Genomic DNA, 15,722 nt, shown 5'->3' with positions numbered 1-15,722 from the left:
GTTTTCTGTAGATTTTTCAAGTAACATTTTTTGATGGGAAATTTGTTTTTTTGTAAAGTGGATGGTAAAACTATATGATAATTGGATGAGTAATAGCTAAAAAAATTAATCTATAATAGATGAATTATTTTATTAAAATTAAGTCGTTAAAATAGATTTCATAATAGGTTGAAATAAAAATATTTGATTTAAAATTTTGTGAGAAAGAATATTTAATTGCGAGGAGTATTGTCAATGGAATGGAAACCCGATCGTGAAGCGAAAAAAGCTATCTATAAACAACTTGCCGAGTATATCGAAGAAGGAATAGTTAACGGTACTTTTCCATTAGATAAACCACTTCCTTCCGAAAGGCATTTAGCAAAAGAATTTAACATTAATCGAAGCACAGTAGTTGCCGCTTATGATGAATTGGAATCAAATGGACTTATTGAAAGAAATAGAGGAAGCGGAACAACGATCAGCAAAGATATTTGGGGGATTACTAAGAAGCGAATACCCAGTTGGAATAGATATGTTGAAGCTGGTTCTTTTCTACCAAACTTGCCTGTAACACAAAAAATTCGTCAAAAGACAGCAGAAGAAAAGCTAATTAATTTAGCAAGTGGAGAGTTGTCAGAAGATCTTTTTCCAATGAAAACATTAAGAGAAATTACTTCAACTAGATCATTTATTGGCAGTCTTGGATATGATCATCCACAAGGTTACAAAATATTAAGAGAAACGATCGCAAAGCATGTTAAACAATATCGAAAAATTAATACGGATTCTTCTTCAATTTTAATTACATCAGGTGCACAACAAGCATTATATTTAGTTGTTCAATGTTTGCTAAATCCTGGAGATTCAGTAGCTATTGAAGACCCTTCATATGCATACAATCTACCAATTTTTAAATCAGCAGGAGTTAAAACCTATTTATTACCGGTAGATCATAATGGAGTAAACCCAGCCGATATAATCGAATTACATAAAAAACATAGAATTAGAATGCTTTTCTTAAATCCAACTTATCAAAATCCAACCGGTACCAATCTTAGTCTTGAACGGCGTAGGAGCATTTTAGATATTTCTTCAGAACTTGGAATTCCTGTCATTGAAGATGATCCGTATAGTTTAACGTCTTTTAATGGGGAAACAATCTCTACATTAAAATCACTAGATGAAAATGGAAATGTATTATATATAAGTTCATTGTCAAAGATTGTTGCTTCTGGATTAAGAATTGGTTGGATTATTGGTCCAAAGCCTGTAATTGAGAGATTATCGGATGCTAAACAACAAATAGATTTTGGTCATTCTGGATTTACACAATGGATTGCAAATGACTTTTTAGAAGCTGAAAATTTTCATTTGCATATTAAAAATTTAGTGAAGCAACTAGAAAAAAGAAGAAATCAAATCGTCAAAAGTCTTCAATTTTATTTAATGGATCAGGTAGAATTTACTCAGCCACAAGGTGGTATCCATATTTGGTGCAAATTAAAAAAAGAAGTTAATGAAGTACAATTACTAGAAGAATCAATTAAAAGAGGGGTAATCTTTGCACCGGGTTCAACAATGGGGTCTAAAAAAGGGTTTGTTCGTTTTACTTTTGCAAGAGAAGACGAAAAGTCAATAGATGAAGGGATAAAAAGATTTTCTAAAGCACTAAAATCTATATGAACTAGGAATAATGTCTAATCATGATACCTTTTTTATTCATTTTTTAAGTGGATGGGGTAAAAAGTACTACAATGGATGGTTTAAATTTTTACAGATTTTTTATAATGAATAGGTGGAAACAATCCACGAATTCATAACGGTATAAGATATATTATTGAGTGTATTGATTCACAATTATCTTTCACTTTCTAACATACTAAAAAAATGAAGTCGATATATAGTTTCAAAATTTGGCAGATTCAATGGAATCAGCACAGAGTTAAACTCAAAATAATTTATAAGGTGGAGTAAAACATGGAATATACAAATATTATTGATCACACATTATTATCGCCAGAGACTGATGATGTAGCCATTATAAAGTTATGTAATGAAGCGATGGAATTCGGATTTGCTTCGGTAGTTGTAAATCCTACTTGGGTAAAATTAGCCTCAAAACTCGTGAGACAATCTGATGTTAATGTATGTACTGTTATCGGATTTCCATTAGGTGCTAATACAATCGAAACCAAAGTATTTGAAACTAATAATGCTATTGAAAATGGTGCTACAGAAGTAGATATGGTCATAAATATAGGTGCTTTGAAAGGTGAAAATTATGATCTAGTCGAAAAAGATATTAACGCTGTAGTAGAAGCTGCGAATGGTAAAGCCTTAGTTAAAGTTATTATAGAGGCGTGTCTATTAACAGAACAAGAAATACAAGTAGCATGTGAATTATCAGTAAAAGCAGGAGCTGACTATGTAAAGACATCGACTGGCTTCTCTTTACATGGAGCAACTCTTAAAGATGTTGCTCTAATGAGAGAAACAGTTGGAAAATCAGTTGGTGTAAAAGCTTCCGGCGGTGTTCGAAGCATTGAGGATATTAAAGCTATGGTTGAAGCAGGGGCAACAAGAATTGGTAGTAGCTCAGCTATTCAAATTTTTTCTGAAAATATAAACCATAATTCAATTAAATATTAGAGTGTACTTTTTAAGAAATGAATGTACATCAAAACATATAAGGTATCTTCAATACAAACCGACATGTATATGGATTGATAAAGTCAGTTTTAATTGATTGAAGTTAATTTTAGGACGGACTATATGCATTGCGTAAAATTTAATTGTGAAAAAAGAAAAGAGGAGCTTATGAACGAATTGTTGGTACAAGTAATAGAAGCGCATGGCGGGTTAAACCGTTGGAAAAAATATAATTCATTAACTGCCACGATCGTCACCGGTGGTGGGTTATGGGCAATGAAAGGGCTCGTTCAAGACTCTAATCCTCGTGAGATGACAGTCGCGCTTCACTCTGAAGTCGCATCTCTCACTCCCTTCGGTCAACCGGATTGGCGGACTTCCTTCAGCCCCGATCGTATTGCGATTGAAACCTTGTCCGGGGAAGTCATTCGCGAGCAGGACGATCCAAGAACCTTGTTTGCGAATCATACGATGAACACACCATGGAATCCACTTCATCGAGCCTATTTCAATGGATACGCAATGTGGACATACCTGACTACACCTTTTTTCATGATGATGCCGGGGTTTGAGGTCACCGAAATCCCATCCTGGAAAGAAGGGAATGAGACTTGGCGAGGATTGCGTGTAAGGTTTCCCAATAACATTGCTAGTCACAGTAAGGAGCAGGACTTCTATTTTGACGCCGATTTACAGCTGCGAAGACACGACTATCACGTTGATGTCGCAGGTAGCTTTCCGGCGGCGCAATATATCGACGACTACATCGAGGTTGAAGGCTTTCGTTATCCTACGAAACGCCGGGCTTATTTACGCGGACCCAATATGGAACCAGTTCGCGATATGCTGTTCGTTGCGATCGATATAAGCAACTTCCGGTTTAGTTGACTCGATCATATAATTTCTTTTATTACAAAAAAGGTGGAGCAGTTAAAAGATAGGGGGAACAAGTATAATGAATGCTCGAAGTATTGATAAATTATGGACAATCATTCTCTATATTGTTTCATTAATTATTGTTTTACTACTTATTTATCTACTATGGGAAATCATTTCAAAAGGATGGGGATTTTGGGACCCAAATTTTTTATTTGGAAGACCAAGTAATACGCAATCCGGGGGTGGCATTGGCCCACAATTATTTAATTCATTTTATATTTTAGTATTAACATTGGTGATTTCTATACCTCTAGGATTAGGATCAGGAATTTATTTGGCAGAATATGCAAAGCCAGGGAAATTTCTAAGTTTTGTAAGACTTTGTATAGAAACTTTAGCTTCTTTACCTTCTATTGTAATTGGATTATTCGGTTTACTTGTATTTGTTACAATGACTGGTTGGGGCTATTCTTTAATTGGGGGATCACTTGCAATTACAATATTAAATCTACCAAGTCTTACCCGTGTATCAGAAACTGCACTTCTAGATGTTCCGAAAAATATTAAAGAAGGTAGTTTTGGTTTAGGGGCTATAAAATGGCAAACAATTGTTAAAATTAGTATTCCAACAGCAATTCCACAACTTATCACTGGGATTATTCTATCAGCAGGCAGAATATTTGGAGAAGCAGCAGCGTTAATCTATACGGCAGGATTAACAACTCCAGTTTTAAATTCGGTAGCTCCAATTAATAGTCAAATGAATCCATTTAATATTTTTCGGCCTGCAGAAACATTAGCAGTTCATATTTGGAAACTGAATTCTGAAGGTATTGTCCCAGACGCTAAAGAAATTGCTGCAAAGTCGGCTGCAGTTTTGATCGTAATGGTCCTATTATTTAATCTATTAGCTCGATTAATTGCTAATATTATTCATAGAAGATACACAGGTTCTAAAAGAAAAGTAAAAGCAATTACGTGAATTATCCGAACATTTTAAATGGAAACAGAATTTTATAAATATGACATTTAATAGTAATTCGTCACTTTAATTATTTTCTTCGTTTCGGGTGTATGAAGCTGGTAAAATTATAAGTATTCCAACACGATTATCCAAAGAAGTATATAACCATAAAATTAATGAATCATATGCAATAAGCGAATGCTTTAGTTGAAGATCATTTACTGCTAAAGCTGCTTAAAGTCAGCTTTTTGTGGGACGGACAGTCGCATTGGGTGCTGACTTAGTCAGTTTCCTTCATATACTTATCTAGACAAGACGAAGACTCGGTATAACGACTAAATCAAGTTACCGAGGTAAAACCGTTTGAATGAACAACAAGGAAAGGCTTGAAATAAGTAATAAATCAAGAGTGGGATACAAATTACACAGTTTTATGGTTAATTAATTTCACTTTTGAGGACAGTTTGAAGTTTAGATGATATTCTACATTAAAGGCAAAAAGGCACAGATTTTTTTCTGAGCCTTTGTTCTGATATAGAATTTACTCCTATTGACTGTAATTGATAGAATTACATTTTCATATTATTAAAAAAACACTAAATCGCAAATGTTTCTTTTGATTAGAGGATAACGTTCTATAAAATCAGCTAATCCATCACTTTCAGAATGTCCTGAAACAAAATCAGGTGCTGCTTTAACTTCTTCGCTAGCGTTCCCCATAGCCACACCTATACCAATATGACGAAGCATTTCAATATCATTTAGTCTTTCTCCTATAGATACTACTTCATTTGGTTTATTCGATATGAATGAAGTAAGTCTTCAATAGCAAACCATTTCAAAACTGTCAATCCAATTTATGACTTCAGCTTCCTTTTTAAACAAACAGATATTTCTTCATTTGTTTCCTTAGAGTAAAGTCTAGCTGTATGGATAATAACATTACAAGTGTTTTTAGCAGTCAGATGATGGAGTAATTCTTTGTTCACTCTGACTGTTTCCATTTGCATCAATCTTCCTGCTATCGATCTGTGAGTCTACAAATATTATTAATTTTAAAATGTTAGTGTTTTGTTATCAATGTGATATTGAGTAAGAAAGCAAGAAGTAATACCTTTACAGGAGTACATAATTTTTTAAAAGATGATTTTGATTTAATTTTGATCAATGTGAAAAAGGGTGAATTGTAATGTTTTATTTATTATTAGTTGTATTAGGGTACATTCTGTTAATTCTACCTGTATATGTATGCGCAATAATTCTTTGTGTGGGATCAGTGTGTTTTTTTATTGGAATTTATATTGAATTAACAATTTTAGAGAAAAAAGTAAGAGCTAATTTATTATAATCTATATCATTATTTTAATTATAAAGGAAATACTATTATTTGCTAAAAAGCGTGTAGAATTTTTAAAATTTTACACGCTTTTGCATTCGTTTTTATATCTTTAATCCTATTACATATCCTCTAGTTCAAACATATAACCATATCTAGGGACAGAAACAATTCTTTGACCGTATTTACCTAATTTCTTACGTAATCTATATAAGAGGGTATTAATTTCTTCTCTTCCTACATCAGGCTGTTCTATATCATTAGTCATTCGTTCAGGCCAAACATTTATTTTAATTTCGTTATAGCTAACTGCGCTATTGGCTCTTTGATATAACAACAAAAATAATTCTGTATCTTTACTAGTTAGATGGATTCTTACGCCATCAATTAAAATCTCTCTCTTAACTTCATTCACAGTTAAACCATTGAAATCGTTTAGGTGTTTATCTAAAACTAATGGCATATCAAGTGTGTCTCCAAGGTTCTGCTCTGATAGATTATGAAAAATAAGTACAGCGGCACCACTTGCAAGACTTATACAATCGCCATCACGAAGGAAAAATGGCTTATTTTTTTCTATAGAAATATGATTTACTTGTGTTCCATGTTTACTCATGAGATCAATGATTGTGTAATTTTCTTCTTTATCTAAAGTAATTAAAGCATGTTTTCTTGAAATATATTGACTTGTAAAAGGAACGTCTGGGAAATCATCACCCCACGTACGCCCTAGCAATGTTTCATTAAAGGAAATAGGAATTCTGTTCTGATTTATGGCTGTTTCTCCTTGTTTAATAGAAAGATACACGTTTTGAATACTCATGAAGTTACTCCTTTTTAAAACTAATCTAGTTAAACCAAAAAAGAGTATATCATATGCATTTAATTTGTAAAGAAAATTCATTATTTATTATGTCTTCTTATAGGGAAAGTGAGGAACTAGATTATTAACTTTTAAAAGTGTACTTATAATTCATTACAAAATAAACTTTAAATTGATTTGAATATTAGACCATTATTCAATCCTAAAAATGTTAAGAACTAATTAATGCGATCATTTGTCAATGTAAATTGTAAAGAGCTAATCGTCAGATATTCGATTAGCTCTTCTTTCTGTTAATTGAGGCATACTTACAATTATTTCAGCTTAGGATTTTTATTTAGCGTCTCAATATTTTTATTTCTTTCTCCGCCATCAGATAGGTCTTCAGCAAATTCATGGTCGGCATTCTTACCTAACATAAGCTCAGAAGTTCGTATTGTGCTAGATGGCAAATTATTATTCGCTGCGGCTTGCTCATTCCATTTACTCATTAAAATCACCTCTTAAGATTAGTATTAGAATTTTTCGATATATTTATTTAGAATCATGTAAAGAAATGAGTAGGTGAGAGGAGACTAAGGTTTATCCAGGAATCATGGAAAAGATTGATTTTCTGTATTTTTCCCATCATAACTTAACAGTCGAGAAGCTACTGCAGCGGAATAATCCTTAATATTCTAATCGTTCTTATTGATACTGCGTTGTACATCCATTTGTTAGAATACTTTACCAGTTGTTTCATATCGTTTAATAGAGGGACACGTAGTGAATGAATTGTGTTATATGGAAGAGAGGATGCCAGATGATGAAACGATTTGCAACATATTATCCATATGTACAAAAATTAGTGATCGAGGGTCATCACAAACCCATTCAAGAGAAAACGAATAATGGACAATCGTTTGTTGATTCAAAATTCATGTTCGCTCTTTCGACCAAAGAAATAGGAATGAAAGTGGTACTTTTTGGGTTCGGAGTAGGTGTAGTAGGATTACTGATTCCAACGAATCAACTTTTCCTATACCCAGTCCGCATGATCATAGAAAATGTTTACTATCATGTAATCGATTGGGTGAATTATGATGTCGGGCATCACATTCACAACTTATTATCAATGAAGATCAGTTCGGCACACTACATTGCCTCGATTGATGCACATCAAACACCAAGTAGTCCTCTTGCAAAAGATGGTCATTATATCCTTGATAAAATCGATGGAAAAATGAAGAATCATTTCGAAGGCGTTAAAGATTTTCTGGAACGAAATAAATGAAGAAAAAACTCCTTGCCTTGTTGAGGAGTTTTTTTCATTTGTCATTTCATATAATCGTTGTGGTTGAAGATATAATTAGCTTCAAAGATTTTGAATCGTTTCATATTAAATGAGTACGGGAAAATGCTTGTCTTTTTTTATTGTGACTTTAAGTAATATTAACGGCCTGTACATTAGCATGAATATAACCAATAAAATAGAACACTCTATAAAATTCTAGGTGGTCTGATGGTTGTTCCGCTTTTTTTAGGAGTATTAACGAATACCTTTTTCCTGCAATGAAATGATTGTTGAAAACGACCCTATGGTGGCGGAAATAAATAAACAATACCTTTCTAAGATTGATGGGTTCCGTTTGGCTACAATTGCCAATTCAGTCGGTGAGGCCATCCGTTTGCACGGAAAGGAAGATATACAGCTTATCTTTTTTGATATTTTTATGCCGGGCAATCATGGCTTAGAGTTATTTTCAAGAATTAAAGGATGGGACGTTTTCTACTGAAGAAGTGGCAAATATTGTTGGCAGATCAAGGGTGTCTTCGAGTGGAACCATTGGAAGGCCAGTTTACCAGAATGAATATAATCAATTTAAAGATTACTTAATAAAAAACTTTCTGTAAGTGGTATTTGAAACTGATTACTTTTTTCAAAATGTTATATAAAATGATCTAACTAAAAAAATAAGTTGCTTATAGAGATACGGGGATTAAAATCTTTTTGAAATTGTAATTTTAATATTTGAGATACTTTTGGTAGGATAAAAGCTCAGCTACTATGTGTTGATGTTCAGCGAATGTAAATGTTCAAACGGTCTCTCTTAGTTGTAAAAAAGATTGGATAAAGGAATTTTGAGGCAAATTGGTCGATTTTTTTGTATATTAATGTTCCTGTATCCATTATCGATACAGGTTATTTTTGTAAAACTTCATAATTTAGATTCTAAATGGTAAAAATAAACATGTTTTTAAAAAGAAAATAGAGGAAGTATTAAATGAAGGTACTATAATGAATCGTAAATTAAAAGTAAATGGTTTTCAGTTATTATGTATGATTTTTATGTTTATTAATGGTACATCGCCACCAATTGAAATCTATTCTTTAGCCAAGCAAGATTCATGGATGAGTTTATTATTAGGACTTATTGTGGGGTGTCTATTATTTCTTGTATATATAAAGTTATATTCATTTTTTCCTGATGTACCATTTACACAATATATACAATATATTTTAGGTAAATATGTTGGAAAACTGTTAGCACTAATCTATATAATATATTTTATTTATATAGGTGCACGAGTTTTGCGTAATTTTGAGGAATTAATGATTATTACTCTTTACAATGCTTCATCACATATTTCAATTGGAATATTAATGATGATTGTAGTCATATATGCAAGTCATAAAGGAATTGAAGTATTTGCACGTGGAAATGAATTTATTTTTTTATTTATAATGTTTCTTATTTTTATCATTATTGGATTAGAAATTATTTCTGGCTTAATCAATATTAATAATTTAAGACCTGTATTAGAAAGTGGATGGAAACCAGTGTTAAAGGCAACTCCGATATTAATTGCAACTCCTTTTGGTGAGATATTTACATTTACGATGATTTTGCCATATTTAAATAAACAAAAGAAAGTAGTAAAAGTAGGAATAACATCATATCTATTTTCTGGGCTTATATTGACTTTGTTTTCAATGTTAAATACTTCCATAATGGGTGTTTCTGAAATAGAAAGAACCATCTATCCACTTCTTACAGCTGTAAGTTATATTAGTATTGCTGATTTTGTTCAAAGATTGGATACCTTTATTATAGTGTTTTCGGTATGTAATTATTTCGTGAAGATTACTATCTATTTCTATTGTGCGGTGTCTGGAGCAGCAGATTTATTTGGCATTAAGGAAAGTAAGCAATTAGTTTATCCTACTTCCGTTATAATGTTAGTTTGTTCAATGTGGATGACAACGAATTATGTTGCATTACGTAATCAAGCAAGTGATGTTGTACCCTTTTTACTACAAATACCTCTTCAGATTATTATTCCAATTTGTTTAATAATAATAGTGCTAATAAAAAGGAAACTAAAATACCCAGCTTTATAAAAGAAAATCCCTGGATTTTAAGTGCATCCCCAATGCTAGACACCGTTTAACATTTGGAGGTGTATTTTTTAGGACTAAATAATTCTAAATGTAAAAAGAGTCAATGGGAAATGGAACATTACCCTTTTCTAATAAAAGAATAAATTGGCTAGGAACCGTGTCGCTTAATATACACGATATTTAGTTATAAAGTGAAATTACAATAGGGTGAAGGGGGAGTAGACGCTCTTTTTTACCCTTTCCAAACTAATCTAAAACGCCTATTGAAATAAAGGCATTTGGGGCTCCTGGAAATATAAGATGGTTTTTTAATATTGAAATTGGCAGCTTGCTCTAATCTGACGCTGCCTTTTTGTGTTTCCTGTAAAAACTATTAGTGTCTTTCTTTACAATTCTAACTAGTATGAAACTTCGTTAATAGGGGAATCTAACTTATATTTGTAGGTTTGTAGATTTGCCGCTTGTTAATCATGAAGCAAAGAGGAAGTTGTTTTTAAAAATAAGGCGCATTTAGTGGACTGGAGGCGATTTGAAAATTATGTGTTGGATTAAGAATAGTGATTAAACTTCAAAATGGAAGGAGAACGAAATAAATGACTAATACAATGATGAAAGAAAAACAAAATATAAAAGAAAAAGTCCAAGATGAGTCTGAATTTAAAAAATCAATTGTTTATGATACACAGAAATTATCTCTTTGGTATGGTCAAGATAAGGCGTTAAAAGAGATCAATTTAAGTATTTATGAAAATGAAGTAACAGCAATCATCGGACCAAGTGGATGTGGTAAATCCACCTATTTAAAAACTTTAAATAGAATGGTTGAATTAGTACCAACTGTTAGAACTGAGGGAAGTATATTATATCGTGATCAAAATATTTTTGATAAAAATTATCCGGTTGAAGAATTGCGAACCCATGTTGGTATGGTGTTTCAAAAACCAAATGTGTTTCCAAAATCGATTTGGGAAAATGTAGCTTATGGCCCAAAAATCCAAGGTATTAAAGATAAAAAAGAGCTAAATCAAATAGTTGAAAAAAGTTTAAAGGGCGCCGCGATTTGGGAAGAGGTGAAGGATCGTATCCATGAAAATGCTTTTGGTCTTTCAGGAGGTCAACAACAACGTTTATGTATAGCACGATGTTTAGCAATTGAACCAGACGTTATTTTAATGGATGAGCCCACGTCTGCATTAGATCCTATCTCTACGTTAAAAGTAGAAGAGCTTATTCATGAGCTTAAACAAGAATTCAGTATTATTATCGTTACTCACAATATGCAACAGGCTGCTCGTGTATCAGATCGAACTGCGTTTTTCTTAAGTGGTGAAGTAGTTGAATACTCTGATACGAATAAATTATTTTCTACACCAAAAGATAAACGTACTGAGGATTATATCACTGGACGTTTCGGTTAATGGAAGGATTAAAAGGTGATCATTGATGAGAAATAAATTTGAAGAAGATTTAAGAACCTTACAAGAATTAATCATCGAATTAGCTGAGAAAACGAAAAAGGCTGTAATTAAAAGTATGGATGCATTTAGAACCGAAAATATTGAAAAAGCATTAGAAGTTATAGATGAAGATCATCGTATAAATAAACTAGAGGAAGAAATAAATGAATTAATCGTAGTGATTATTACTAGACAGCAACCTGTAGCGGTAGATTTAAGAAGGAATTTAACAGCTATAAAAATTTCCCATGATCTTGAAAGAGTTGCCGATTATGCTGTAAACATAGCAAAGTCGACAGTTAGAATACGTAGTCGACAAGAAAATCTTCCACTAGAAAATATTGAAAAAATGCATGAACTTGGAATTGATATGTTAACTAGGGCTGTAGATGCATACCGTACCGAGGACTTGTATGCAGCTAAAGAAATAGGGGAAATCGATGACCAAGTAGATGATTTATATGGAGCAACAGTTCAATATTTAATGAACTGTATAGCAGATTCTCCTGATCACGTTACAAATTTAATGCAAATGGCATTTATTTGCAGATATCTTGAAAGAATTGCAGATTATGCAACAAATATAGCTGAGAATATTTATTATCTTGTAAAAGGTAAACATTATTTCTTAAACCAATAAAAATGAGACTTTAAAATTTATGAAAAGTTACATAAGCACTACTTAAATTAATTTCTAAAATCTTGAATAGGCAAAATTAATTTAGAGAGTGAATCTAGATTGCATAGTAGATTTTTATCGAGACAAACTATTTAGGTAAATTTAAAGTGCAATAGTTTGAAGGTTAACAAATTTAACATTGGAGGTATCTTATGAAACGTAATATTAAATTGATTTTTGCATTTGTTATAGTAGCAGTCATGCTGGTAGGATGTAATACTCAAAAAAATAAAGAAGTAAAGAAGCAAGGCGGAGGAAAATTAAGCGGTACAATTACAGCGGCTGGATCGACAGCGTTACAGCCTTTAGCTGATGAAGCTGCTACAGAGTTCATGGGTAACAATCCTAGTGTTTCGATTACTATTCAAGGTGGAGGTAGCGGAACTGGAGTAAACCAAGTAAGTTCAGGAGCGGTTCAAATTGGGAATTCTGATGTACCAGCTGCTGAAAAACTTAGTGACCCTGCGCTTGCAAAGGATTTAGTTGAAACTAAAGTCGCAGGTATTGGTTATTCGATTGTCGTAAATAAAGGAGTTACTGTTACTTCATTAACGACAAAACAAATTCAAGATATTTTCTCAGGGACAGTTACTAATTGGAAAGATGTTGGTGGCAAAGATGAGAAAATAAACGTTATAAATCGTCCGGCTGCCTCTGGAACAAGAGCAGCATTTGAAAAAACGGTGATGAGTGATGTTAAAATAAACGATTCAGTCGGCACAGTTCAAGATTCGAATGGAGCTGTTGAGCAAGCGATTAATAGTACTCCTGGTTCGATTTCTTATTTAGCAAATTCATATTTAGTCGGAGATAAAAAGAATGCTCTAACCCTAGTTCAAATAGATGGAAATGATTCTTCAATTGATAATATAACATCTGGAAAATATCCATTTTACTCATATGAGTACATGATTACAAAGGGTGATTTAAAGGATCCAGTTAAAAGTTATATAGATTTTATTAAAGGTAATGAATTTTCAGCGAAAGTAGAAGAAATGGGTTATATACCGATGTCCAAAATGGGCGATTTAAAATAATGCTCTAACTAAAAGGGTGTTCTAATTCAAATTAAAGTTTGATTAGACACCCTTTATTAGGAATTTAATTTTAATTAGGAGTAATGTATGAAAATAAGAAAAAAAAATTACTTTGCAAATGAATACTTAGGAAGAACATTAGTAACATTCTGCGGTATTTTAATGGTACTTACTACGATTATGATTATCTTTTTTATTGTGGGTAAAGGAATTCAATCATTTACTAAAAGTCATATTTCATTATTTGAAATGTTATTTTCTCCTGATTGGAGACCAAATGATGCACAAAACCCGAGTTATGGAGCATTGAAATTTATTACTGGGTCAATCGTCGTTTCAATTGGGGCAGTCATTATTGCTGCACCAATCGCAATTGCCTTAGCAATATTTATGAATTATATTTCACCGATCTTCGGAGATAAAATATTAAAACCTGTATTAGAAATACTTGTAGGCATTCCTTCAGTTGTTTATGGTTTTCTAGGTGTATCAATTCTAGTTCCAATAATTCGTAATCATATTGGCGGAGTTGGGTTTAGTTTAATTGCAGGAATTGTTGTATTAAGTATCATGATTCTTCCGACAATAGCAAGCATAGCATCTGATGCTATTAGAGCAGTTCCAAAAGATTATTTAGAGGCTTCTTATGGATTAGGTTCTACGAGGTGGCAGGCAATTAGTAAAGCGATTGTTCCTGCTGCTACAATTAATGTATTGACCGGTGTAGTACTTGGTTTAGCTAGAGCTTTTGGCGAAGCATTAGCAGTTCAGATGGTAATTGGTAATACACTTCAATTCCCAAAAAGTATTTTTGATCCGACAGTAACATTGACTGGTATTTTAACAATGGATATGGCAAATACAATGAATGGTACACCATGGAATAATGCATTATGGTCGCTAGCAATGATTTTACTATTCATTTCATTTTTATTTATTTTGCTTATTCGTTTAATAGGTAAAAGAAAGGGGGGACAAGCACTATGAATGCTCGAAGTATTGATAAACTCTGGACAACCATTTTCTATATCGTCTCATTATTAGTTGTTTTATTACTTATTTATCTATTATGGGAAATTATTTCAAAAGGTTGGGGGTTTTGGGATCCAAATTTTTTATTTGGATTGCCAAGTAACACTCAAGCTGGGGGAGGAATTGGTCCTCAATTATTTAACTCATTTTATATTTTAGTATTAACATTAGCAATTTCTATACCACTAGGATTAGGCTCTGGAATTTATTTAGCTGAATATGCAAGGCCAGGGAAATTTCTTAATTTTGTAAGACTTTGTATTGAAACTTTAGCTTCATTGCCTTCCATTGTAGTTGGATTATTCGGATTACTTGTGTTTGTTACGATGACTGGTTGGGGCTATTCTTTATTTGGTGGTGCTCTTGCAATTACAATTTTAAACTTACCAAGTCTTACCCGCGTATCAGAAACAACACTACTAGATGTACCTAAAAATATTAAAGAAGGTAGTCTTGGATTAGGGGCAACAAAGTGGCAAACAATTGTCAAAATTAGTATTCCTACAGCAATTCCACAGCTTATAACAGGGATTATTTTATCAGCTGGCAGAATATTTGGTGAAGCAGCAGCACTGATCTATACAGCAGGTCTAACGACACCAGTATTAAATTCAGCTGCTCCAATTAATAGCCAAATAAATCCATTTAATTTTTTTCGTCCTGCAGAAACATTGGCAGTTCATATTTGGAAACTGAATTCAGAAGGAATTGTCCCAGATGCTAAAGAAATAGCTGCAAAGTCAGCTGCAGTGTTGATCGTTATGGTCCTATTATTTAATTTAATAGCTCGATTAATTGCTAATTTTATACATAGAAGGTACACAGGTACTAAGAGAAAAGTAAAAGTAAAAGAAATAATGTGAATTTGATACAATTCTCATAACTTTCATCACGCATTTTAGTGTATCAGAAAGATTTATTAAAAAAGAGGAAGAATTGGGCAAGAAAAGTGCGACACAAATTTGTTAACTTGAAGTACTGTTCCATTTTTTCAAAAACGACTCAAATATGTTACTTAAGTATGAGCAGTCAAAGTGCCTATTCCTACTGATGAAATGTTAGAGTGTACCTGAAATGAAAGATAAAACTCGAAGATCTATGTTTTTAATAATCTCAGCAGAAAAGGAAAAAACATCTTCTGAAAAAATTTTAGTTGATCGTTCTAAACAACACGTTCCTACTATTAGTAGGGACGTTTTTTCTTATTAAAATATCATGTGGCGATAGTTGAAGATAATAAATTTTTTTGCAAATGAGGACTATTAAAATTGAACGGAACTAATATATATTCGCTGCAAATTGTGTTTCCCAAAATAAGATTATGGTGCGAAGTTGTTGGAAGATATATTTAGCAAGTACATACTTGCTTTTAAAATTCTTTTTGAAAAACAATTAAATAGGAATTATTTCCCATGTCAATATTTTAAATTATCGAAATTTTATTGAAATTATACTATACTTTAGATAACGATCCCCATAGTCAGCATGATCATTAATTGGAG

General features: G+C 32.4%; 15 protein-coding genes and 1 pseudogene. 13 read left to right on the top strand and 3 right to left on the bottom strand.

Annotation, left to right across the window (positions count from 1 at the left end):
- Nucleotides 1–234: 234 nt before the first annotated feature.
- The 4 genes from pdxR to pstA (V5E38_RS09180) all read left to right on the top strand — a co-directional run bounded on the left by pdxR (nucleotide 235) and on the right by pstA (V5E38_RS09180) (nucleotide 4,492).
- Complete coding sequence (gene pdxR, locus V5E38_RS09195) at nucleotides 235–1,665, top strand: aminotransferase-like domain-containing protein (protein WP_499213030.1); 1,431 nt, start codon at nucleotides 235–237, stop codon at nucleotides 1,663–1,665.
- A gap of 294 nt (nucleotides 1,666–1,959) precedes the next feature.
- Complete coding sequence (deoC, locus tag V5E38_RS09190) at nucleotides 1,960–2,631, top strand: deoxyribose-phosphate aldolase (protein WP_335492475.1); 672 nt, start codon at nucleotides 1,960–1,962, stop codon at nucleotides 2,629–2,631.
- Nucleotides 2,632–2,799: 168 nt separating this feature from the next.
- Nucleotides 2,800–3,519 (top strand): hypothetical protein, encoded by a 720-nt coding sequence (locus tag V5E38_RS09185; protein WP_499213029.1) that lies wholly within the window; start codon nucleotides 2,800–2,802, stop codon nucleotides 3,517–3,519.
- A 67-nt stretch (nucleotides 3,520–3,586) separates the two neighbouring features.
- On the top strand, nucleotides 3,587–4,492 hold the full coding sequence (gene pstA, locus V5E38_RS09180) for a PstA family ABC transporter permease (RefSeq protein WP_499213028.1): 906 nt from the start codon (nucleotides 3,587–3,589) through the stop codon (nucleotides 4,490–4,492).
- A 567-nt stretch (nucleotides 4,493–5,059) separates the two neighbouring features.
- Here the strand turns inward: pstA (V5E38_RS09180) and V5E38_RS09175 are convergent.
- The 3 genes from V5E38_RS09175 to V5E38_RS09165 all read right to left on the bottom strand — a co-directional run bounded on the left by V5E38_RS09175 (nucleotide 5,060) and on the right by V5E38_RS09165 (nucleotide 7,124).
- A complete protein-coding gene (locus tag V5E38_RS09175; RefSeq protein ID WP_499213553.1) occupies nucleotides 5,060–5,230 on the bottom strand; it encodes an HAD family hydrolase in 171 nt (56 codons plus the stop codon).
- Nucleotides 5,231–5,931: 701 nt separating this feature from the next.
- Nucleotides 5,932–6,633, bottom strand: coding sequence for an FHA domain-containing protein (locus tag V5E38_RS09170; protein ID WP_499213027.1), 702 nt, complete (start codon nucleotides 6,631–6,633; stop codon nucleotides 5,932–5,934).
- A gap of 314 nt (nucleotides 6,634–6,947) precedes the next feature.
- On the bottom strand, nucleotides 6,948–7,124 hold the full coding sequence (locus V5E38_RS09165; protein ID WP_499213026.1) for a hypothetical protein: 177 nt from the start codon (nucleotides 7,122–7,124) through the stop codon (nucleotides 6,948–6,950).
- Between the two features lie 311 nt (nucleotides 7,125–7,435).
- Here V5E38_RS09165 and V5E38_RS09160 point away from each other — a divergent pair, with 311 nt between their 5' ends.
- From V5E38_RS09160 to pstA (V5E38_RS09120), 9 genes and pseudogenes are all read left to right on the top strand, one after another.
- Nucleotides 7,436–7,906 (top strand): hypothetical protein, encoded by a 471-nt coding sequence (locus V5E38_RS09160; RefSeq protein WP_499213025.1) that lies wholly within the window; start codon nucleotides 7,436–7,438, stop codon nucleotides 7,904–7,906.
- A 207-nt stretch (nucleotides 7,907–8,113) separates the two neighbouring features.
- Nucleotides 8,114–8,188, top strand: a pseudogene (locus V5E38_RS09155) (hypothetical protein); the annotation flags it as partial.
- Nucleotide 8,189: 1 nt separating this feature from the next.
- On the top strand, nucleotides 8,190–8,408 hold the full coding sequence (locus V5E38_RS09150) for a response regulator (protein ID WP_499213024.1): 219 nt from the start codon (nucleotides 8,190–8,192) through the stop codon (nucleotides 8,406–8,408).
- 503 nt (nucleotides 8,409–8,911) lie between these two features.
- A complete protein-coding gene (locus V5E38_RS09145) occupies nucleotides 8,912–10,015 on the top strand; it encodes a GerAB/ArcD/ProY family transporter (protein WP_499213023.1) in 1,104 nt (367 codons plus the stop codon).
- A gap of 608 nt (nucleotides 10,016–10,623) precedes the next feature.
- A complete protein-coding gene (gene pstB, locus V5E38_RS09140) occupies nucleotides 10,624–11,433 on the top strand; it encodes a phosphate ABC transporter ATP-binding protein (protein WP_499213552.1) in 810 nt (269 codons plus the stop codon).
- A 25-nt stretch (nucleotides 11,434–11,458) separates the two neighbouring features.
- Nucleotides 11,459–12,112, top strand: a complete 654-nt coding sequence (gene phoU, locus V5E38_RS09135; protein WP_499213022.1) for a phosphate signaling complex PhoU family protein — start codon at nucleotides 11,459–11,461, stop codon at nucleotides 12,110–12,112.
- A gap of 191 nt (nucleotides 12,113–12,303) precedes the next feature.
- On the top strand, nucleotides 12,304–13,188 hold the full coding sequence (locus tag V5E38_RS09130) for a type 2 periplasmic-binding domain-containing protein (protein WP_499213021.1): 885 nt from the start codon (nucleotides 12,304–12,306) through the stop codon (nucleotides 13,186–13,188).
- A gap of 87 nt (nucleotides 13,189–13,275) precedes the next feature.
- Nucleotides 13,276–14,175: a PstC family ABC transporter permease gene (pstC, locus tag V5E38_RS09125; protein WP_499213020.1), complete on the top strand. Its 900-nt coding sequence runs from the start codon at nucleotides 13,276–13,278 to the stop codon at nucleotides 14,173–14,175.
- Nucleotides 14,172–15,083: a PstA family ABC transporter permease gene (gene pstA / locus V5E38_RS09120; RefSeq protein WP_499213019.1), complete on the top strand. Its 912-nt coding sequence runs from the start codon at nucleotides 14,172–14,174 to the stop codon at nucleotides 15,081–15,083. Before pstC ends, pstA (V5E38_RS09120) begins: the two co-directional genes overlap by 4 nt.
- Nucleotides 15,084–15,722 lie beyond the last annotated feature (639 nt).

The organism is Rossellomorea sp. GAMAL-10_SWC, from assembly GCF_049568075.1.
Classification (GTDB): Bacteria; Bacillota; Bacilli; order Bacillales; family Bacillaceae_G; genus Gottfriedia.
The sequence above is the reverse complement of the archived record's forward strand: the minus strand, read 5'-3'. Positions and strand labels throughout refer to the sequence as shown.